The sequence below is a fragment of the Kosakonia arachidis genome, assembly GCF_900116535.1.
In the GTDB taxonomy this organism is placed as follows: domain Bacteria; phylum Pseudomonadota; class Gammaproteobacteria; order Enterobacterales; family Enterobacteriaceae; genus Kosakonia; species Kosakonia arachidis.
In genome coordinates this window covers 257,703-277,751 of the sequence record NZ_FPAU01000002.1, presented here as the reverse complement: position 1 = coordinate 277,751, position 20,049 = coordinate 257,703, and the positions used below count along the sequence as shown (strand labels likewise).

Here is a 20,049-nt window from a genome sequence, read left to right as displayed (position 1 = left end):
TGGCGATAAAACGATATTTTTTATTCTCTTCGTGCTGTGGCGTAATCAATAAAAATTGCTGACGGAGTTCACCATGCCACGCTCACTACACCAGACCGATACCGACCTCAATGCGGAAAACCTGCTGCGGCTGCCTGCTGAATTTGGCTGCCCGGTATGGGTTTATGACGCGCAAATTATTCGCGCACAAATCGCCAAACTCAGCGCGTTTGATGTGGTGCGTTTTGCGCAAAAGGCGTGCTCAAACATTCATATTCTGCGGCTGATGCGCGAGCAGGGTGTGAAAGTCGATTCGGTGTCGCTGGGTGAGATCGAGCGTGCATTAGCGGCAGGTTACGATCCGCAAACGCACCCGGACGATATTGTGTTTACCGCCGATGTGATTGATGATACCACGCTGGCGCGGGTTAGCGAGCTGGGCATTGCGGTGAACGCCGGTTCCGTCGATATGCTGGAACAGCTCGGTGCCGTTTCACCGGGCCATCGCGTCTGGCTACGCGTTAACCCGGGCTTTGGCCACGGCCACAGTCAGAAAACCAATACCGGCGGTGAAAACAGCAAACACGGCATCTGGTATAGCGATCTCAATGCGGCTCTGGCGGTGATGCAGCGCTATCAGCTGCAACTGGCGGGCATTCACATGCACATCGGTTCCGGCGTTGATTACGGCCATCTTGAGCAGGTGTGCGGCGCGATGGTACGTCAGGTGGTGGATTTCGGCCAGGATTTGTCGGCGATCTCTGCTGGCGGCGGGCTCTCTATTCCCTATCATGAAGGGGAAGATCAAGTTGATACGGCCCACTATTTTGGCTTGTGGAATGCTGCGCGCGAGCAAATCGCGAAACACCTCGGCCATGCAGTGAAACTGGAGATCGAACCTGGACGCTTCCTGGTGGCGGAATCGGGCGTGCTGGTATCGCAGGTGCGCAGTGTGAAGAATATGGGCAGCCGCCATTTTGTGCTGATCGATGCGGGTTTTAATGATCTGATGCGCCCGGTGATGTATGGCAGCTATCACCACATTACCGCGCTGGCTGGCGATGGACGCGATCTGCATCAAGCTGAACTTATCGACACTGTGGTCGCGGGGCCGCTGTGTGAATCCGGCGATGTTTTTACCCAGCAAGAGGGTGGGAAAGTGGAAACTCGCGCGCTGCCTGCGGTAAAAGCGGGGGATTATCTGGTGCTGCATGATACCGGCGCGTACGGCGCATCAATGTCGTCAAACTACAACAGCCGCCCGCTACTGCCAGAAGTTCTTTTTGATCATGGCGTTGCGCGCCTGATCCGCCGTCGTCAGACCATCGACGAACTGCTGGCGCTGGAGCAGTTCTAATCCTGATACGGTCCCGCCGCCACCGAGTCGCGCAATACCAGCGTGCCGGTAAACGGTGGGATCGGTTCAATCTCATCGGCATTCGCCAATTTGATTGCCTGATCGATAGCGGTGGTGATCATAGTATCGATCGGCAGATAGACCGTTGACAGCCCTGGCTCTAGCCAGCGGGCGCTGGGTGCATCATCAAAACCAAACAGCGATATATCTTGCGGAATGCGCAAACCGGCCTGGTACAGCGCCTTCGACGCGCCGAGCGCCATATCATCGTTACAGGCAAACAATGCACTGAAATGCGCACCTTCCTGCAACATCTCACGGCACAATTCATAGCCGCGCGTCATCGTGGCGTCGCCGTATTTTACTCTTCCCTCATCCCAGCTAATTCCGTGTTTTTCCAGTGCCTTACGATATCCCATGAGTCGCGCTTTGCCGGTGGGAGTATGGATCGGCACGGTGATGCAAGCGATCTCTCTGTGGCCAAGGCCCGCCAAATAATCCACCGCCTGAAAGGCGGCATTCTGCTGCTCGAAGAAGACACATTTGTCATGCGCCTGGGATAATTCGCGGTTGATCACCATCAGCGGCATCGGCGTTTCATCGATCAAACGTAGGATGCTCTTTTCACTCATAAAACGCGTGTAGAGAATAATGGCGTCGCAACGCCGGTCAGCCAGCATTTGCACCGCCAGCATTTCCCGCTCTGGTGTGTCGTGACCGTCGGTGACAATCAACTGCTTACCGTGAAATTCCGTCCGGCGCGAAGCCTGCTGTAGCAGGCAGCCAAAATAGAAACCATCAAAACTGGAAACCACCAGGCCAATGCTATTACTGGTGCGATTCGCCAGCGATTGCGCCAGAAAATTGGGGCGATACCCCAGCTCTTCCATCGCCTTAAAAACCTGAGCGCGGGTGCTCTCTTTGACTTGTCCCGTCTTGTTGAGAACCCGGGAAACCGTCGCTTTCGACACGCCTGCGCGCAGTGAAACATCCAGCATTGTGACCATGACACGCTCTCCGCATTAATGAGGGGCAGTTTAACACACTCATTTCGTGGGTTAAGGCACTGTGGGCTGGTTTGGCTTAAGTACAGAAATATCCCTGAAAAAACTAATGTGGTATGCCAATGTTGGCAATCGCTTCGTTTTGGAATACCAGAAGAGGGCTTGCGAGCCGGGTCACAGAACTTTTTCGACGCTGTGGCTATTTTTGGTATGCCAAATGGAATCCGGCTATATACCTGTACCGATAAAAAAGCCCCCTTAACAGAGGTGTGACCCTATGGCCCTACAAGAAAAACTCATCGATTCTCTGGGTAGTTTCGCCACTAAGTTCAACAGCTATCGCTATATCATGGCGATCAAGTCTTCGTTTATTACGCTGATGCCGGTCATTATTGTCGGCGCGTTTTCGGTGTTGATTTCCAATATGGTACTGGATCCGAAAAATGGTCTTGCCAGCTTCCAGGCGCTGTCGTTTCTTGCCGCGCTAAAACCGATTACCAGTGCCCTTAACTATGCCACGCTGAACTTTCTCAATATTGGCGCGGTGTTCTTAATTGGCATTGAACTGGGGCGCATTAACGGCATCAAGTCGCTGTTTCCCGGCCTGCTGGCGGTGATCTGCTTTATCTGCGTGACGCCCACCACTGTCGAGATGCTGGTGGATGGCCAGATGCACGTAGTGAAAGATGTGCTGCTGCGCCAGTTCTCCGATACCCGCAGTCTGTTCCTCGGCATGTTTATCGCCATTTTGTCGGTGGAGGTTTACTGTTGGCTTGAAAATCGCGAGGGCCTGAAGATCAAAATGCCGGATACCGTGCCGCCGAACGTTTCCGCTTCGTTCTCGGCGCTGATCCCGGCGATCATTACCACCACGCTGATCGCCACTTTCGGTTTCGTCTTCCATCAGGTGACCGGCATGTATCTGTATGACGCCGTTTACCAGGTGGTGCAGCAACCACTGGAGCGCGTAGTACAAAGCCTGCCCGGCATTCTGCTGCTGATGTTTGTGGCGCAGTTGTTCTGGGTGATCGGTATTCACGGCAATCAGATGATCAAACCGATCCGTGAGCCGCTGCTGCTGGGGGCGATCACCGTCAATATGAGTGCCTTTGAGCAGGGTAAAGAGGTGCCGAACATCATCACCATGCCGTTCTGGGATGTGTACATGAGTATTGGTGGTTCTGGCCTGACTATCGGCCTGCTGATTGCGGTAATGATCGCCACAAAACGCAAAGAGATGAAAGAGATCGCCAAGCTATCGATAGGGCCGGGGATCTTCAATATTAACGAGCCAGTGATCTTCGGTATGCCGATCATGCTGAACCCGATCCTTGCCATCCCGTTCATTATTACTCCGCTGGTGACCGGCTCGATCGGCTACTTCGCGACAGTAACCGGTTTTGCCGGAAAAGCGGTGGTGATGGTGCCCTGGACGACGCCACCGTTGATCAATGCCTGGCTCTCCACTGCGGGTTCGATGGGCGCGGTGGTTACCCAGTTAATCTGCATTGTTACTGCCGTCGTTATCTATTTGCCGTTTGTGAGGATCGCCTCCCGCCGTGCGGAACAGGCACAATTACAGGCGCAAGCCGCCAACAATGCCTGAGGATGCTATGAGTACAAAAACCATCGCGATTCCGCCGTCGTTTATTTTGGGTGCAGCGGCCTCGGCCTGGCAAACAGAAGGCTGGGAAGGGAAAAAAGCGGGCCAGGATTCGTGGCCCGATCTCTGGTACAAAAACGATCGCCATGTCTGGCATGAAGGTTATGGCCCGGCGGTGGCCACTAATTTCTACCAGCGTTTTCGTGAAGATGTGCAATTGATGAAGCAGGCGGGGCTGACCCACTACCGCACCTCGATCAACTGGTCACGCTTTCTCACTGATTACGAGCAGGGCGTAGTGGATGAGACTTACGCCAGCTATTACGACCAGCTTTTTGATGAGATGCAGCGCCACGGCATTACACCGATGATCTGTCTGGAGCACTACGAACTGCCGGGTTATCTGCTGGAAACGTATGGGGGCTGGGCATCGAAGAGAGTGGTCGAACTCTATCTGCTGTACGTTGAGAAAGTGCTTGAGCGCTTCCACCATAAAGTCACGCGCTGGTTTACCTTTAATGAACCGATTGTGGTGCAAACCCGCGTCTACCTTGATGCGCTGCGCTGGCCGTATGAGCAGAACACCAACACCTGGATGCAGTGGAATCACCACAAAAACCTGGCGACGGCAAAAGTGGTGAAGCTGTTTCGCGAGAAGGGCTACGTCGGAAGCGTCGGTTGCATTCTCAATCCGGAAGTGACTTACCCGCGTTCCAGCGCCCCGCACGATGTGCTGGCGGCACAGCGTTACGATCTCTTCTATAACCGCGTGTTCCTTGATCCGCTGGTGAAAGGTCACTATCCGCAGGAGCTGATAGATCTGCTGGAAAAGCACAACGTTAAGTGGGATTACAGCGCAGAGGAACTGGCAATCATCCGCGACAACACCGTCGATGAACTGGGTATCAATCTTTACTATCCGCACCGTGTGAAAGCGCCGTCGCGTGCCTGGCACCCGGAGACACCATTCCATCCGGCGTATTACTATGAGCCGTTTGAGCTGCCGGGCCGAAAGATGAACAAATCGCGCGGTTGGGAGATCCTGCCTGAGATCATTTATGACATGGCAATGCGCATCAAAAACGAGTACGGCAACATTCCGTGGTTTGTTGCAGAAAGCGGCATGGGCGTGGAGAACGAAGGGCAGTTTCGCAATGCCGAAGGAACCATCGAGGATGATTACCGCATCGAGTTCATCGCCGCGCATCTGTATCAGACGCTGCGAGCGCGGGAAGCGGGCGCGAACTGCCACGGTTATATGCTGTGGGCGTTTACCGACAATGTTTCGCCAATGAACGCCTTTAAAAACCGCTATGGGCTGGTGGAGATCGATCTGCAACGTAACCGCGATCGGCGGGCGAAAAAATCGCTGCACTGGTTCCGCTCGCTGAGTGATGAGCGCCGGTTGACCCTTACCCTTGATGATGAAGTAAGATAGCGCGCAATAACTGATAAGTGCAGGTGATATTGTGGAGAAGGCCGTCGTTCCGCCGGAAAAAAAACAGTACCAGGAGATTGGCGAGGATTTACGCGAGCAAATCATCCAGGGGCATTATCCCGTTGGCTCCCGCCTGCCGCCGGAGCGCAATATCGCCGAAAAATATGGCGTCAGCCGCACCATTGTGCGCGAAGCGCTGTTAATGCTCGAATTGCAGGGCACGGTTGATATTCGCCAGGGTTCGGGCGTCTATGTGATGCGTATTCCGCAGGCCCATGAAAACGAGGAGGAGCGCTTTCTCAGTAGCGATGTTGGCCCGTTCGAGATCCTGCAAGCGCGCCAACTGCTGGAGAGCAATATTGCTGCCTTTGCTGCGACCATGGCGACGCGAGCGGATGTTGACAATCTGCGGCGCATTCTCGAACAGGAGCAGCATGCTATCGCCCTGAATGACACTACCCAGGACAACAGCAAGATGTTTCATTTGGTACTGGCCGGGGCTTCGCAAAATCAAATGCTGCTGGCAACGGTGGAGAGTATCTGGCACCAGATGGACAGCAGCCCGCTGTGGCAACAGTTTAATGTGCATATTGCCAGCCGTCCGTATCGCCTGAAATGGCTGGGTGACCGGCAAACGCTGCTGGCAGCGGTGCGTCGCCGCGACGTGATGGGCGCATGGCAGTCGATGTGGCAGCATCTGGAAAATGTCAAAAAAAGTCTGCTGGAACTCTCTGATGAAGATGCGCCGGACTTCGACGGCTATCTGTTTGAATCCGTTCCCATATTCCAGGGGAAATTGATGTGAAAATTCTTCCTCTCTATGAAGTGCCACACTTTGCGACGCAGGTTATCGAGTGGCTGTGGCATGAGTTTGGCTATTCCCTGCCGCGCAATTTTTTCGCCAGCATTATTGATCACAGCCAGATGCCGGGCGCGTTACCGCTGACGTTTGTTCTGGTTGACGGCGATGAACTGCTGGCGACCGTGGGGCTATGGCGTTGCGATTTGATCAGCCGTCAGGATCTCTTTCCGTGGCTGGCCGCGCTGTATGTAAAAGAAAGTGCGCGTGGGCAGGGGCTGGCCGGGCAACTACAGCAGCATGTGATGGTGCAAGCAAAAGCAATGGGATTTAACCAGTTACATCTCTATTCTGCCTGCCGCGATTTTTATGAGCGCTACGGCTGGGAGTATATTGGCGACGGGCTGGATTATCCGAATACCCTTGTGCATTTGTATCGCATTGCGCTGTGACTTGTTCGGCTAAACGCAGAAGAGTGTACAGGCCGGATAAGCGTAAGCGCCTTCCGGCAAACACTGAGACTCAAGACAACCGCGTTAACTCTCCTGCGGGGCAATCACTGAATGGCGGCGTACCAACGTCGGGTTAAACAGATGTGTTATCTCCGGCAGCGGCCGGTTTTCCGCCAGTGCCAACGCCAGCTCGGCGGCCTGTGTCGCCATGGTGACAATCGGGTAACGAACGGTGGTCAGCCGGGGGCGCACATAGCGCGATACCAGTATATCGTCGAAGCCAATCAGCGAAATCTCGCCCGGCACATTGATGCCATTATCATTCAGTACGCCCATTGCGCCCGCTGCCATGGAATCGTTGTAACAGGCGACGGCGGTAAAGTTTCTGCCGCGACCTAACAGTTCGGTCATCGCCTGTTCGCCGCCGCTTTCATCTGGCTCGGCAAACGTCACCAGCCGGTCATTGCACGGCAGGCCATTCTCTTTAAGCGCATCGTAATAACCCTGCAAACGATCTTCCGCATCGGAAATGGCGTGGTTTGAGCAGAGGTAGCCTATGCGCGTATGGCCTTGCTGGATCAGGTGGCGGGTTGCCAGCCACGCGCCGTAGCGGTCGTCCAGTGCCACGCAGCGCTGTTCAAAACCCGGCAGAATACGGTTGATCAGTACCATGCCTGGGATTTGCTTCATCAGCGAAGCCAGTTCTTCATCGGGGATGATTTTGGCGTGGACCACCAGTGCGCCGCAGCGGTGGCGGATCAACTGTTCAATGGCTTTGCGTTCTTTTTCTTCGTTGTGGTAGCCGTTGCCAATCAGTAGAAAATTACCGGTAGCGGAAGCGACTTGTTCAACGGCTTTGACCATCGCGCCGAAAAAGGGGTCTGAAACATCGCCTACCACCAGACCGACGGTTTCCGTCGATTGCTGCGCCAGTGCGCGGGCGTTGGCGTTCGGGTGATAATTCAGCGCATCCATTGCACTCTGCACCGCCAGCCGTGAGGCTTCGCTCGCTTTTGGCGAGTCGTTAATCACACGGGAAACCGTAGCAACGGAGACGCCTGCCAGCCGTGCTACATCTTTTATGGTCGCCATGGCGTACCTTCCTTAAGGGTAAGCGTTTACACACTGCATAGTGTTACGGAAAAGAGAAGGCTAATCAAGGCAGTTACTCGATGTCGGTGTGCAAACGTGAACTGACGCGGTGGAAAACCGTGGAACCGTTACACAAAAAAGTTTTGCCGATTAATACAGGTAAAACCTTTAGTTACACTTTGCGCAAAGCTGTTTCGATTGTCTGCTGGTGGCGCGTTCTCCCCCATGACAGAGTGGTTATCCCAGAGGTATTGATAGGTGAGCGCAACCCCCGGGTTGCATACTCGAATTACACCAACCTGCGCAGATGCGCAGGTTTTTTTTTGCCCGCGTTGTAACAAGCAGAGTGAATCGACATACCTCGTTTCACTTCGGCTCATTCCCTTGCTTTTTCCCGCTGGCGGTATGCCCGCGTTAACGCCAGAATCAAGATCCCAGAGGTATTGATTGGTGATTTATTCGGTACGCTCTTCGTACTCATTTCTTGCACCAACCTGCGCGGACGCGCAGGTTTTTTTTTGCTCTGAATTTCTCCTCCGGCCGTTCTCGTGTAATCTGCCACAATTTGCAAACTTACTAATTTTCACTGGCAAAAGGAGTTGAGATGCTACTGGGCTTTTTTCGCGGGCTGTTTCGCGTTTTGTTCCGGGTGCAGTTGACCGGCAGCACTGAAGCGTTACACGGAGAACGTGTGTTAATTACCCCTAACCATGTTTCCTTTATTGATGGCATCCTGCTGGCGCTGTTTCTGCCTGTACGCCCGGTTTTTGCGGTTTATTCCTCGATCAGCAGCCAGTGGTATATGCGCTGGATCCGCTCTATCGTTGACTTTGTTCCCCTCGATCCTACTAAACCAATGTCGATTAAATATCTGGTGCGCCTGATCGAGCAGGGTCGCCCGGTGGTTATTTTCCCCGAGGGGAGAATTTCGCTCTCAGGTTCACTGATGAAAATCTATGACGGCGCGGGGTTTGTCGCCGCCAAATCAGGCGCAACGGTAATACCTCTGCGTATTGATGGCGCAGAGCTGACTTATTTCAGCCGCCTGAAAGGGCTGGTTAAACAGCGCCTGTTCCCGCGCATTACGCTGCATATTCTGCCGCCGACATCCTTGCCGATGCCGGAGGCACCGCGTGCCCGCGATCGCCGCAAAATCGCTGGCGAGATGCTGCACCAAATCATGATGGAAGCGCGCATGGCCGTACGCCCGCGCGAAACGCTGTTTGAGGCTTTCCTTGCCGCGCAGTACCGTTTTGGCGCCAACAAGTCCTGCGTCGAAGACATCAACTTTACTCCCGACAGCTACCGCAAGCTGCTCACTAAGACGCTGTTCGTTGCGCGTATCCTGGAAAAATACAGCGAGCAAGGGGAGAAAATTGGTCTGATGCTGCCCAACGCAGGCATCAGTGTGGCGGTTATTTTTGGTGCGATGGCTCGTGGCCGAATTCCGGCAATGATGAACTATACCGCTGGGGTGAAAGGGCTTAGCAGCGCCATCACGGCGGCGCAAATCAAAACCATCTTCACCTCGCGAACCTTTATAGATAAAGGCAAGCTCTGGCATCTGCCTGAGCAGCTTACCCAAGTGCGCTGGATCTATCTGGAAGATCTGAAAGGCGATATCAAGCTGGAAGATAAAGTATGGATTTTCCGCCATTTGCTGACACCATTAAAAGCGCAGGTGGCGCAGAAACCGGAGGATCCGGCGCTGGTGCTCTTTACCTCCGGTTCTGAAGGTAACCCGAAAGGTGTGGTGCATAGCCACAAGAGTATTCTGGCTAACGTTGAGCAGATCAAAACTATCGCTGACTTTACCGCTGACGACCGCTTTATGTCGGCACTGCCGCTGTTCCACTCGTTTGGCCTGACGGTAGGGTTGTTTACGCCCCTGATGACGGGGGCGGAAGTGTTTCTCTATCCCAGCCCGCTGCACTATCGCGTGGTACCTGAGCTGGTCTATGACCGCAACTGTACCGTGCTGTTTGGCACCTCGACCTTTCTCGGCAACTATGCGCGTTTCGCCAATCCTTACGACTTTTTCCGTTTGCGGTATGTCGTGGCGGGTGCCGAGAAGTTACAGGAGAGCACGCGCCAGTTGTGGCAGGACAAATTCGGTCTGCGCATTCTGGAAGGCTATGGCGTGACCGAATGCGCGCCGGTGGTTTCGATTAATGTGCCGATGGCGGCGAAACCGGGCACCGTTGGCCGTATTCTGCCGGGAATGGATGCGCGTGTGATGGCGGTGCCGGGCATTGAAGAGGGCGGACGCCTGCAACTGAAAGGACCAAACGTGATGACCGGTTATCTGCGGGTGGAAAACCCCGGCGTGCTGGAAGCGCCGTCAGCGGAGAATATTCATGGCGAGCAGGAAGCTGGCTGGTACGACACCGGTGATATTGTACGTTTTGATGAGCAGGGTTTTGTGCAAATTCAGGGGCGCGCAAAGCGTTTTGCCAAAATTGCTGGTGAGATGATCTCACTGGAGACGGTGGAACAACTTGCGCTGGCGGTGTCGCCGGAGAAAATGCATGCCACGGTGATTAAAAGTGACGCCAACAAAGGTGAAGCGCTGGTGATGTTTACGAGCGATGAATCGTTGACGCGCGACAAACTTCTGCAGCATGCGCGTGCACAGGGTATTCCTGAGCTGGCGGTACCGCGCGACATTCGTTATCGCAAGCAACTACCGGTACTGGGCAGCGGTAAGCCTGATTTTGTCAGGCTCAAAACGATGGTTGACGAGGCGGAAATCCAAGATGCTTAAACCTGAGATGAACGCCTCGCTATGGTCGCGCGGAATGATGGCGGTGATCGCCGCCCAGTTCCTTTCGGCATTTGGCGACAATGCCCTGCTGTTTGCCACCCTGGCGTTGCTGAAGGTTGAGTTTTACCCGGACTGGAGCCAGCCGATCCTGCAAATGGTATTTGTGGGTGCGTACATCCTGTTTGCCCCTTTCGTCGGCCAGGTGGCGGACAGTTTCGCCAAAGGCCGGGTCATGATGATAGCGAACGGCTTAAAACTGCTGGGCGCCGCGAGCATTTGCTTTGGCGTGAATCCGTTTGTCGGCTATCTACTGGTGGGTATCGGCGCGGCGGCTTACTCTCCGGCGAAATACGGTATCCTCGGCGAGATCACCTCAGGGGATAAGCTGGTTAAAGCCAATGGGTTGATGGAGTCATCAACTATTGCCGCCATTCTGCTCGGTTCGGTGGCGGGCGGCGTACTGGCCGACTGGCATGTACTTGCTGCACTGGGTGTTTGTGCGCTGGTTTATGCGGGCGCGGTCGTCGCCAATTTGCTGATCCCGAAGCTGCCCGCTGCGCGGCCGGGGCAGTCCTGGCGTTTTACGCCGATGACGCACAGCTTCTTTAGCGCCTGCAAAAGTTTGTGGTGCAACGGTGAAACCCGCTTTTCGCTGGTCGGCACCAGCCTGTTCTGGGGCGCGGGTGTGACGCTGCGCTTCCTGTTGGTACTGTGGGTGCCGGTAGCGCTGGGTATTACTGACAACGCCACACCGACCTATCTGAACGCGATGGTGGCGGTCGGGATTGTAGTTGGTGCGGGGCTGGCGGCGAAGCTGGTCACGCTGGAAACTGTTGCACGCTGTATGCCTGCGGGGGTTTTGATTGGCGTCGCGGTGGTGCTCTTTTCGTTACAACATGCTTTGTTGCCTGCTTATGGCGTTCTGATGCTGATCGGCATACTGGGCGGTTTTTTTGTCGTACCGCTGAATGCGCTGCTACAGGCGATCGGTAAAGCGTCGGTCGGGGCGGGCAATGCGATTGCCGTGCAGAATCTCGGGGAAAACATGGCAATGCTGCTGATGCTGGGTCTGTACTCGCTGGCGGTAAAAGTCGGTGCGCCGGTGGTGGGAACGGGCGTCGGCTTTGGCGTTATTTTTGCTCTGGCGATAGCGGCGCTATGGTTCTGGCAGCGCCGCCAGTAAGTTTACGGCGCGGGGTAGGTATATACCTGGTGCACAGCTTCAATCTCCGCCAGCACATCCTGGCTCAGATCCAGATGCAGACTTTCCACATTGGTTTTCAGCTGTTCTATCGTCGTCGCACCCAGCAGGGTGCTGGCGACGAAGGGCTGACGACGGACAAACGCCAGCGCCATCTGCACCGGATCGAGATTGTGCCGCTTCGCAATATCCACATAGGCCGCCACCGCTTTTTGCGCCTGCTCGCCGCTGTAACGTGTAAATCGGCTGAACAGCGTATTGCGTGCACCTTCGGGTTTCGCCCCATTGAGGTATTTCCCGGTCAGCGTGCCGAAGGCGAGGCAGGAATATGCCAGCAGTTCAACACCTTCATACTGGCTCACTTCCGCAAGTCCCACTTCAAAGCTGCGGTTTAGCAGGCTGTACGGGTTCTGGATGGTGACAATGCGCGGCAGCTCATGCTTTTCCGCCAGATGCAAATAGCGCATCACGCCAAAGGCGGTTTCGTTAGAGACGCCGATATAACGAATTTTGCCCGCACGCTGAAACTCAGTCAGCGCTTCCAGCGTTTCCAGCAGCGTCACGACCGGCGCGCTTTCTACCCAGCTATAACCCAGCTTGCCGAAGCAGTTTGTGGCGCGCTGTGGCCAGTGAACCTGGTAGAGATCGAGATAATCGGTTTGCAGACGTTTTAAACTTTCATCCAGTGCGTTGCGGATATTTTTACGATCGAGCGCCTGATCCGGACGGATCCCGCTGTCATTGTTACGACTCGGACCGCTGACTTTGGAGGCGATAACCAGCTTTTCGCGGTTGCCGCGTTTTGCCAGCCAGTTGCCGACATAGGTTTCGGTTAAACCCTGTGTTTCCGGGCGTGGCGGAACTGGGTACATCTCTGCGACATCAATCAGGTTGATTCCCTGGCTGACGGCGTAATCGAGCTGTGCATGGGCGTCGGCTTCGCTGTTTTGTTCACCAAACGTCATTGTGCCCAGCCCCAGGGTGCTGATTTCCAGCGAACTGTGGGGGATACGGTGATACTGCATAGCCGGCTTCCTCAAAAATGCAACGTCAGTAGTCCTGACAAAGGACTATAAACATGGCAGAGGGGAAGCAAAAGGGAAAGGGAAAATTCACAAAAAGGTCAGCAGATCACTGACCTTTAAAGGGATTTCTTAGCGTTCGATAATCTGGGAGACATCATCACGGTTAATCTGCATTTTGTTGCCTTGCTGATCGCGATAGCTGACCAGGCCGGTACTATCATCAATCTCCGGCTTACCATCCGTCAGGATCATTCTGCCGTCTTTTGTTGCCATCACGTAATCGCTGCTGCATCCGGAAACCGCAAAAGCTAAACCCACTGCGGAAATAATCACCGCCCATTTTTTCATCGCTCAGACCTCTCATTACATGCGTCACACACTGGTTTAGTAATAACGTGATGTTTCATTATGGAAAAGGGCGATTTTCTGAAAATGGCGGTGTAGCGCAGATAAAGAAGAATGAAAAAGGCTTCCCCGGCCAGGGAAGCCTTTTACTTACAGTGGATTTTTCTTGTTACGCAACAGGTTCAGCCACTCGACGGCGATAGAGAAGAACATCGCGAAGTAGATGTAACCTTTCGGCACATGAATTGAAACGCTTTCGAGGATCAGCGTAAAGCCGACCAGAATCAAAAACGACAGTGCCAGCATTTTGACTGACGGATGACGATCGACAAATTCGCCAATCGGACGTGCGGCAAACATCATCACGCCAACAGCGATCACGACGGCGGACATCATAATGAACAGATGATCGGAGAGACCCACTGCAGTAATCACCGAATCGAGACTGAAAATGATATCCAGCAGCATGATCTGCACAATAGCGCCAAGAAAAGAGTGAACGTTCGTTTTCAGCCCTTCCTCTTCACCTTCGATCGACTCGTGGATCTCTTTGCTCGCTTTCCAGATCAGGAACAATCCGCCGAGAAAAAGGATCATGTCTCGCGCCGAAACACTGTGATCAAAAAGAGTGAATAACGGATGCGTCAGTCTTGTTACCCAAGCAATAGAGGCCAGCAGCAACAGACGCATCACCATTGCCGCTGCCAGACCAAGCCGACGTGCGTGATTACGTTGCGCGGTAGGTAACTTTGCAACAACCAGAGAGAGAAAAATAATATTATCGATCCCTAACACGATCTCCAGCAGCGTTAGCGTACCGAGCGCAAGCCAGGCGTTAGGATCGGTGATCCATGCAAATAACATCAATAAAAGTCCTACAAAAAAAGAAGCGCTAATTATAAGCGTCAGCGAATCTGTGGCAAAAAATTAATAGCCGGATAGCAAAAAGTGGCGAGCCAGCAGGGCGCTGGTGAAGTTCTTTTTCAGGTAGAAACCGCGAGGCAACGTGAGAATAGGTTCCCCATGTTCGCCAATCGCCTCCGTTAACGCTTTGCTGTTGGCGGCCTTGGGACGTAATTGCAGTACTTCGCCGTGACGGGCGGTAATGCGCGTGACCTGACCCAACACAATCAGATCCATCAACTCTTCCCAGTCCTGGCGTAACTGCTGCTCTTCTTCCTCATTAGGGCTCCAGAGCAGCGGCGATCCGACACGGCGATCGGCTACCGGGATCCCGCGAGACCCCTCAATCGGGATCCATAACACGCGTTTCAGTTTGTGCCGGACATGGCTGGTTTCCCACACCACGCCGCTATTCCCGGTGAGTGGCGCAACGCAGACAAAGGTGGTTTCCAGCGGGCGGCCCTGGTTATCCACGGGAATAGTTTTTAACTCGACGCCCAGCGCGGCGAAGTCCTGCTCGGGTTTGCTCCCGGCGCTGGCACCCAGCCATAGCTCAAGTAATACCCCGATCCAGCCTTTATCCCGCTTCAGATCGCGCGGCACCGGCAGCCTCACTAATGCTGCCAGTTCGCCAAGCGAATAGCCTGCCAGACGCTGTGCCTGAGCGAGTAACTGGGCCTCGGATTCTGGTGGAGAAGTGAAGGGAGATAACGTGAGCATGCCACTAACCTTTTGATTAAAAAACAGACAATAGTTTTCCACCGTAGTCTGCGAGTTTACCGTTTCCAGTGTAATTTATTCAACACAATGATTTAAAAGATAATTTAATGATTTTAGCAATGTGTTGCGCAACAACCTGTCAGGTTTTCCAAATCTGGTCACTGACAATGAACAGGATCTTACACCCTGTTATCCACAGAAAAATGGGATAACTGGTGAAAACACTCACTACTGTTTCCATTTACAGCCTTGACGTACGATGAAAATCGAATTTCTGCACAAAATGTGCCTAACTTATTGGCATAATCTGTGGATAAAAACGACTCTGCTCGATCTTTCATCAGCAGGAGGATCCTATGAGTGATCATCCTCACATTATGCTGCAATATTGCGATGATAAGTCACTTAACTAAATGAATCACCGAATATTATTTTTTCACCTTATAATGAGGTTATTCAGACTGTTCCGGGTTTTCCCTGGGTAATTCCATACTTTTTCACAACTCTATCCACAGAAAAGGTGAATAAAACCCGTCGAAGGTGGGGGATGGTGTTTATAACTCTTATGCAAACTGTGAGTTATTCAAGCGCTATCCGTTCGTATCCTTGTCATAGAGTGGTTTACCGTTTTCCGGGAGTGTGAAACAATCTCGTCATTCAGGTTTATTTTGAGGTAGTCCGGTGATTGATGACGATGGCTACCGCCCAAATGTGGGAATCGTAATCTGTAATCGACAGGGCCAGGTGATGTGGGCCAGACGCTTCGGGCAGCACTCATGGCAATTTCCCCAAGGGGGAATCAACCCAGGCGAGACCCCGGAGCAGGCGATGTACCGGGAACTGTTCGAGGAAGTGGGCTTAAGTCGTAAAGATGTTCGTATCCTTGCTTCTACCCGTAACTGGTTGCGTTATAAGTTACCGAAACGTTTGGTGCGTTGGGACACAAGGCCGGTTTGTATCGGCCAGAAACAAAAATGGTTTCTTTTGCAGTTGATTGGTAATGATGCAGAAATCAATATGCAAACCAGTAGCACCCCTGAGTTTGATGGCTGGCGTTGGGTAAGCTACTGGTATCCTGTTCGTCAGGTAGTCTCGTTTAAACGCGATGTCTACCGACGGGTGATGAAAGAGTTTGCAAGTGCGGTGTTATCGCTTCAGGAAACGCCTCCTAAGCCACAGAACGCACCTGCCTGGCGACGTAAACGAGGTTAAGCCACCCACATTATGCTCACCCGACTGCGAGAAATAGTTGAGAAAGTTGCCAGCGCGCCGCGTCTTAACGAAGCGCTGGAGATACTGGTTACCGACGTGTGTCTGGCGATGGAAACCGAAGTATGCTCGGTCTATCTTGCAGATCACGACAGGCGCTGTTTTTATCTTATGGCGACGCGCGGCTTAAAAAAGCCGCGTGGCCGTACTGTGACGCTCGCATTCGATCAAGGGATCGTTGGGCTGGTCGGTCGGCTGGCAGAACCCATCAATCTTGCCGATGCGCAGAAACATCCCAGCTTTAAATATATTCCTGCGGTAAAAGAGGAGCGTTTTCGCGCTTTTCTCGGCGTACCGATTATTCAGCGTCGTCAGTTGCTTGGTGTGTTGGTTGTGCAGCAACGTGAGTTGCGCCAGTACAATGAAAGTGAAGAATCCTTTCTGGTCACACTGGCAACCCAGGTCGCCGCGATCCTTTCCCAGTCACAATTAAATGCCTTGTTTGGCCAGTATCGGCAGACACGTATTCGAGCGCTGCCTGCTTCGCCGGGGGTTGCCATTGCGGAAGGCTGGATGGATCAAACCCTGCCGCTGATGGAGCAAGTTTATCCGGCATCGACGCTGGATACCGCCCTTGAGCGCGAAAGGCTGACCAGCGCACTGGAAGAGGCTGCCAACGAATTCCGTCGTTACAGCAAGCGTTTTTCTGCTGGTGTGCAAAAAGAGACGGCAGCAATTTTCGATCTCTATTCCCACCTGCTCTCCGATGCGCGTTTGCGCCGTGAGCTGTTCGAAGAAGTGGACAGAGGCGTGGTGGCCGAATGGGCGGTGAAAACGGTGATTGAAAGTTTCGCCGAACAGTTTGCCGCGCTCAGCGATGGTTATCTGAAAGAACGCGCTGGCGATCTGCGGACTCTCGGTCAGCGTCTGTTGTTCCATCTTGATGACAATATTCAGGGGCCGAATACCTGGCCGGCGCGTTTTGTGCTGGTCGCCGATGAGCTTTCGGCGACAACGCTCGCAGAATTACCTCACGATCGGCTGGTTGGTGTGGTGGTGCGCGACGGTGCATCCAATTCCCATGCCGCGATTATGGTACGTGCGCTCGGCATTCCTACGGTGATGGGCGCGGATATTCAGCCCTCTGCGCTGCATCGCCGCACGCTGATTGTCGATGGTTATCGTGGCGAATTGCTGGTGGATCCGGAGCCGGTTCTACTACAGGAATACCAGCGTCTTATTACTGAGGAGAATGAGCTCAGCCGTCTCGCCGAAGATGATGTTAATCTGGCGGCGCAGCTTAAAAGCGGCGAGCGGGTGAAAGTGATGCTCAATGCTGGCTTAAGCCCGGAGCATGAAGAGAAACTCGGTAGCCGTATTGACGGTATCGGGCTGTACCGTACTGAAATTCCCTTTATGCTGCAAAGCGGCTTTCCGTCGGAAGAGGAACAGGTGGCGCAGTATCAGGGTATGCTGCAAATGTTCAACGACAAGCCGGTGACGCTGCGTACGCTGGATATTGGCGCCGATAAACAATTGCCCTATCTGCCCATCAGTGAGGAAAACCCCTGTCTTGGCTGGCGAGGCATTCGTATTACGCTCGATCAGCCAGAAATTTTCCTCGTGCAGGTGCGCGCTATGATGCGCGCTAATGCGGCGACCGGTAACCTTAGTATTCTGTTGCCGATGATCACCAGCATTGACGAGGTGGATGAGGCCAAACGGCTCATTGAACGTGCCGGACGCGAAGTCGAAGAGATGATCGGCTACGCCATTCCACGCCCGCGTATTGGCGTGATGCTGGAAGTGCCCTCACTGGTGTTTATGTTGTCACATCTGGCAAGCCGCGTTGATTTTATCTCCATCGGCACCAACGATCTGACGCAGTATATTCTGGCGGTGGATCGCAATAATACCCGTGTAGCGACAATGTATGACAGCCTGCATCCGGCAGTGCTGCGTGCGCTGTCGATGGTGTCAACTGAGGCCGAACGCTTAGGCATCGATCTTTGCCTGTGCGGTGAAATGGCCGGGGATCCGATGTGTGTCGCCGTGCTGATAGGCCTTGGTTATCGCCATCTGTCGATGAACGGGCGTTCGGTCGCGCGCATCAAATATTTGCTGCGGCGCATTGATGCTGAAGAGGCGCGGGTGTTGGCAAATCGCGCGCTTGAGGCGCAGCTAACCGCTGAAGTTCGCCATCAGATTGCCGCTTTTATGGAGCGGCGCGGCCTGGGCGGCCTGATCCGCGGTGGGATTTAAGCATCTGGTTATTCAGATGTAAAATAAGTGCGTGGCTGTTTGACGATACATATCTTTTACAACTTCGGCGCAACTCATGCTTCCCCCTTATGCTATGATTCGCCCCTTTGGAGCGGCCGCCAACTGCGGCCGCGTATGTAAACCGCTGTCCACTTTCGGCGGAAGAACAACAAGTTGTGGTGACAGATGAACAGTGGCTATCTGCGTTTTCCCGATTTTGATCCGGTGATTTTTTCGATTGGTCCCGTCTCCCTGCACTGGTACGGGTTGATGTACCTCGTAGGATTCGTTTTTGCAATGTGGCTGGCTACGCGTCGGGCGAACCGTCCGGGCAGCGGATGGACGAAGAACGAAGTGGAAAATCTGCTGTATGCAGGTTTCCTGGGGGTCTTTTTGGGTGGCCGCCTCGGCTACGTGTTGTTCTATAATTTTCCGCTATTCCTTGCTGATCCGCTCTATCTGTTCCGCGTATGGGATGGCGGCATGTCCTTCCACGGCGGTCTGATTGGCGTCATTGTTGTGATGGTGATATTCGCGCGTCGTACTAAACGCAGCTTCTTCCAGGTCTCTGATTTTATTGCACCACTGATCCCGTTTGGTCTGGGTGCCGGCCGTCTGGGCAACTTTATCAATGGTGAATTATGGGGCCGCGTTGATCCCTCATTCCCGTTTACTATGTTGTTCCCTGGCTCGCGTGCAGAAGATATCGCGTTGCTGCCAGCGCATCCGGAATGGAAGCCGATCTTTGATACCTACGGCGTGCTGCCGCGCCATATGTCACAGCTCTATGAACTGGCGCTGGAAGGGGTTGTTCTGTTTATCATCCTTAACCTGTTTATTCGCAAACCACGCCCGACTGGCGCGGTCTCCGGCTTGTTCCTGATTGGTTACGGCGCGTTCCGTATCATTGTCGAATTTTTCCGCCAGCCCGACGCGCAGTTTACCGGCGAATGGGTACAGTACATCAGCATGGGGCAGATCCTCTCCATTCCAATGATTGTCGCAGGCGCTATTATGATGTTTTGGGCGTACCGTCATCGTTCGCCGCAACACGTTTCCTGAGGAACCATGAAACAGTATTTAGAATTGATGCAAAAGGTGCTGACCGAAGGCACCCCGAAAAACGACCGCACCGGGACAGGCACGCTGTCTATTTTTGGCCATCAGATGCGTTTTAATCTGCAGGACGGCTTCCCGCTGGTGACCACCAAGCGCTGCCATTTGCGTTCAATTATCCATGAGCTGCTGTGGTTCCTGCAGGGCGATACCAATATCGCTTATCTGCGTGAAAACAACGTCACCATCTGGGATGAATGGGCCAACGAGCAGGGCGATCTCGGCCCGGTTTACGGTAAACAGTGGCGCGCGTGGCCAACACCGGATGGCCGCCATATCGATCAGATTTCAACAGTTATCAACCAGTTGAAAAACGATCCGGACTCCCGCCGCATTATCGTTTCGGCCTGGAACGTCGGCGAACTGGATAAAATGGCGCTGGCACCTTGCCATGCGTTCTTCCAGTTCTATGTGGCGGACGGCAAGCTCTCCTGCCAACTCTACCAGCGTTCCTGCGATGTGTTTCTTGGGCTGCCGTTCAATATCGCCAGCTATGCGCTGCTGGTGCATATGATGGCGCAGCAGTGCGATCTGGAGCCGGGCGACTTTGTCTGGACGGGAGGCGATACGCACCTCTACAGTAACCATCTTGAGCAGACGCATCTGCAGCTAAGCCGCGAACCCCGCGCTCTGCCGAAACTGGTGATCAAACGTAAGCCAGAGTCGCTATTTGATTACCGCTTCGAAGATTTCGACATTGAAGGTTACGATCCGCACCCGGCAATTAAAGCGCCGGTCGCTGTCTGACCTGGCTGAACATGACACAACCGGTGCAGTCAT

17 protein-coding genes are annotated in these 20,049 nt (G+C 53.7%); 11 read left to right on the top strand and 6 right to left on the bottom strand.

The features are described from left to right. The first annotated feature begins 73 nt into the window (after positions 1–73). Positions 74–1,336, top strand: a complete 1,263-nt coding sequence (lysA, locus tag BM427_RS09420) for a diaminopimelate decarboxylase (protein ID WP_090121107.1) — start codon at positions 74–76, stop codon at positions 1,334–1,336. On the opposite strand, the gene BM427_RS09415 is transcribed toward lysA, so the two are convergent. Continuing rightward, the gene (locus BM427_RS09415) at positions 1,333–2,343 is read right to left on the bottom strand and encodes a LacI family DNA-binding transcriptional regulator (protein ID WP_090121106.1); all 1,011 of its coding nucleotides are present in this window, start codon (positions 2,341–2,343) and stop codon (positions 1,333–1,335) included. The two genes, lysA and BM427_RS09415, sit on opposite strands and share 4 nt — an antisense overlap. A gap of 274 nt (positions 2,344–2,617) precedes the next feature. On the opposite strand from BM427_RS09415, the gene BM427_RS09410 reads away from it, so the two are divergent. The 4 genes from BM427_RS09410 to BM427_RS09395 are packed head-to-tail and all read left to right on the top strand — an operon-like array spanning position 2,618 to position 6,632. Continuing rightward, entirely contained in the window at positions 2,618–3,946 is a 1,329-nt protein-coding gene (locus tag BM427_RS09410; protein ID WP_090121103.1) for a PTS sugar transporter subunit IIC, read from the top strand. A gap of 7 nt (positions 3,947–3,953) precedes the next feature. Then, a complete protein-coding gene (locus tag BM427_RS09405; RefSeq protein ID WP_090121721.1) occupies positions 3,954–5,381 on the top strand; it encodes a glycoside hydrolase family 1 protein in 1,428 nt (475 codons plus the stop codon). A gap of 31 nt (positions 5,382–5,412) precedes the next feature. Beyond that, a complete protein-coding gene (locus tag BM427_RS09400; RefSeq protein ID WP_090121101.1) occupies positions 5,413–6,186 on the top strand; it encodes a GntR family transcriptional regulator in 774 nt (257 codons plus the stop codon). Then, on the top strand, positions 6,183–6,632 hold the full coding sequence (locus tag BM427_RS09395) for a GNAT family N-acetyltransferase (RefSeq protein WP_090121100.1): 450 nt from the start codon (positions 6,183–6,185) through the stop codon (positions 6,630–6,632). The genes BM427_RS09400 and BM427_RS09395 overlap by 4 nt, the downstream gene beginning before the upstream one ends. Positions 6,633–6,716: 84 nt before the next feature. Here BM427_RS09395 and galR read toward each other — a convergent pair whose 3' ends face one another. Next, positions 6,717–7,724, bottom strand: a complete 1,008-nt coding sequence (gene galR, locus BM427_RS09390) for an HTH-type transcriptional regulator GalR (RefSeq protein ID WP_090121098.1) — start codon at positions 7,722–7,724, stop codon at positions 6,717–6,719. Between the two features lie 604 nt (positions 7,725–8,328). Here galR and aas point away from each other — a divergent pair. Continuing rightward, a complete protein-coding gene (aas, locus tag BM427_RS09385) occupies positions 8,329–10,488 on the top strand; it encodes a bifunctional acyl-ACP--phospholipid O-acyltransferase/long-chain-fatty-acid--ACP ligase (RefSeq protein WP_090121097.1) in 2,160 nt (719 codons plus the stop codon). Then, entirely contained in the window at positions 10,481–11,671 is a 1,191-nt protein-coding gene (lplT, locus tag BM427_RS09380; RefSeq protein ID WP_090121095.1) for a lysophospholipid transporter LplT, read from the top strand. Before aas ends, lplT begins: the two co-directional genes overlap by 8 nt. A 2-nt stretch (positions 11,672–11,673) precedes the next feature. On the opposite strand, the gene BM427_RS09375 is transcribed toward lplT, so the two are convergent. The 4 genes from BM427_RS09375 to mutH form a co-directional block, all read right to left on the bottom strand. Then, positions 11,674–12,714 carry an NADP(H)-dependent aldo-keto reductase gene (locus tag BM427_RS09375; protein ID WP_090121094.1) on the bottom strand — a complete coding sequence of 347 codons (1,041 nt, stop codon included), beginning with the start codon at positions 12,712–12,714 and terminating at the stop codon, positions 11,674–11,676. Positions 12,715–12,843: 129 nt separating this feature from the next. Then, a complete protein-coding gene (ygdR, locus tag BM427_RS09370) occupies positions 12,844–13,062 on the bottom strand; it encodes a lipoprotein YgdR (protein WP_090121092.1) in 219 nt (72 codons plus the stop codon). 147 nt (positions 13,063–13,209) lie between these two features. After that, the gene (locus BM427_RS09365; protein WP_090121091.1) at positions 13,210–13,923 is read right to left on the bottom strand and encodes a TerC family protein; all 714 of its coding nucleotides are present in this window, start codon (positions 13,921–13,923) and stop codon (positions 13,210–13,212) included. Positions 13,924–13,986: 63 nt separating this feature from the next. Beyond that, the gene (gene mutH, locus BM427_RS09360; protein ID WP_090121089.1) at positions 13,987–14,682 is read right to left on the bottom strand and encodes a DNA mismatch repair endonuclease MutH; all 696 of its coding nucleotides are present in this window, start codon (positions 14,680–14,682) and stop codon (positions 13,987–13,989) included. Between the two features lie 681 nt (positions 14,683–15,363). Here mutH and rppH point away from each other — a divergent pair. From rppH to thyA, 4 genes are all read left to right on the top strand, one after another. Continuing rightward, positions 15,364–15,894: an RNA pyrophosphohydrolase gene (rppH, locus tag BM427_RS09355; protein WP_090121088.1), complete on the top strand. Its 531-nt coding sequence runs from the start codon at positions 15,364–15,366 to the stop codon at positions 15,892–15,894. Between the two features lie 12 nt (positions 15,895–15,906). Further along, entirely contained in the window at positions 15,907–18,153 is a 2,247-nt protein-coding gene (gene ptsP, locus BM427_RS09350) for a phosphoenolpyruvate--protein phosphotransferase (protein WP_090121087.1), read from the top strand. 186 nt (positions 18,154–18,339) lie between these two features. Beyond that, positions 18,340–19,215, top strand: coding sequence for a prolipoprotein diacylglyceryl transferase (lgt, locus tag BM427_RS09345; RefSeq protein ID WP_090121086.1), 876 nt, complete (start codon positions 18,340–18,342; stop codon positions 19,213–19,215). A gap of 6 nt (positions 19,216–19,221) precedes the next feature. After that, a complete protein-coding gene (thyA, locus tag BM427_RS09340) occupies positions 19,222–20,016 on the top strand; it encodes a thymidylate synthase (RefSeq protein WP_090121085.1) in 795 nt (264 codons plus the stop codon). Positions 20,017–20,049 lie beyond the last annotated feature (33 nt).

Excerpts from the sequence above, each read along its gene's own strand:
- ptsP (WP_090121087.1), top strand. The coding sequence starts at position 15,907 with ATGCTCACCCGACTGCGAGAAATAGTTGAGAAAGTTGCCAGCGCGCCG.
- lysA (WP_090121107.1), top strand. The coding sequence starts at position 74 with ATGCCACGCTCACTACACCAGACCGATACCGACCTCAATGCGGAAAAC.
- ygdR (WP_090121092.1), bottom strand. The coding sequence starts at position 13,062 with ATGAAAAAATGGGCGGTGATTATTTCCGCAGTGGGTTTAGCTTTTGCG.
- mutH (WP_090121089.1), bottom strand. The coding sequence starts at position 14,682 with ATGCTCACGTTATCTCCCTTCACTTCTCCACCAGAATCCGAGGCCCAG.
- BM427_RS09410 (WP_090121103.1), top strand. The coding sequence starts at position 2,618 with ATGGCCCTACAAGAAAAACTCATCGATTCTCTGGGTAGTTTCGCCACT.
- BM427_RS09365 (WP_090121091.1), bottom strand. The coding sequence starts at position 13,923 with ATGTTATTTGCATGGATCACCGATCCTAACGCCTGGCTTGCGCTCGGT.
- BM427_RS09405 (WP_090121721.1), top strand. The coding sequence starts at position 3,954 with ATGAGTACAAAAACCATCGCGATTCCGCCGTCGTTTATTTTGGGTGCA.
- BM427_RS09375 (WP_090121094.1), bottom strand. The coding sequence starts at position 12,714 with ATGCAGTATCACCGTATCCCCCACAGTTCGCTGGAAATCAGCACCCTG.
- galR (WP_090121098.1), bottom strand. The coding sequence starts at position 7,724 with ATGGCGACCATAAAAGATGTAGCACGGCTGGCAGGCGTCTCCGTTGCT.
- lgt (WP_090121086.1), top strand. The coding sequence starts at position 18,340 with ATGAACAGTGGCTATCTGCGTTTTCCCGATTTTGATCCGGTGATTTTT.
- thyA (WP_090121085.1), top strand. The coding sequence starts at position 19,222 with ATGAAACAGTATTTAGAATTGATGCAAAAGGTGCTGACCGAAGGCACC.
- lplT (WP_090121095.1), top strand. The coding sequence starts at position 10,481 with ATGCTTAAACCTGAGATGAACGCCTCGCTATGGTCGCGCGGAATGATG.
- BM427_RS09415 (WP_090121106.1), bottom strand. The coding sequence starts at position 2,343 with ATGGTCACAATGCTGGATGTTTCACTGCGCGCAGGCGTGTCGAAAGCG.
- aas (WP_090121097.1), top strand. The coding sequence starts at position 8,329 with ATGCTACTGGGCTTTTTTCGCGGGCTGTTTCGCGTTTTGTTCCGGGTG.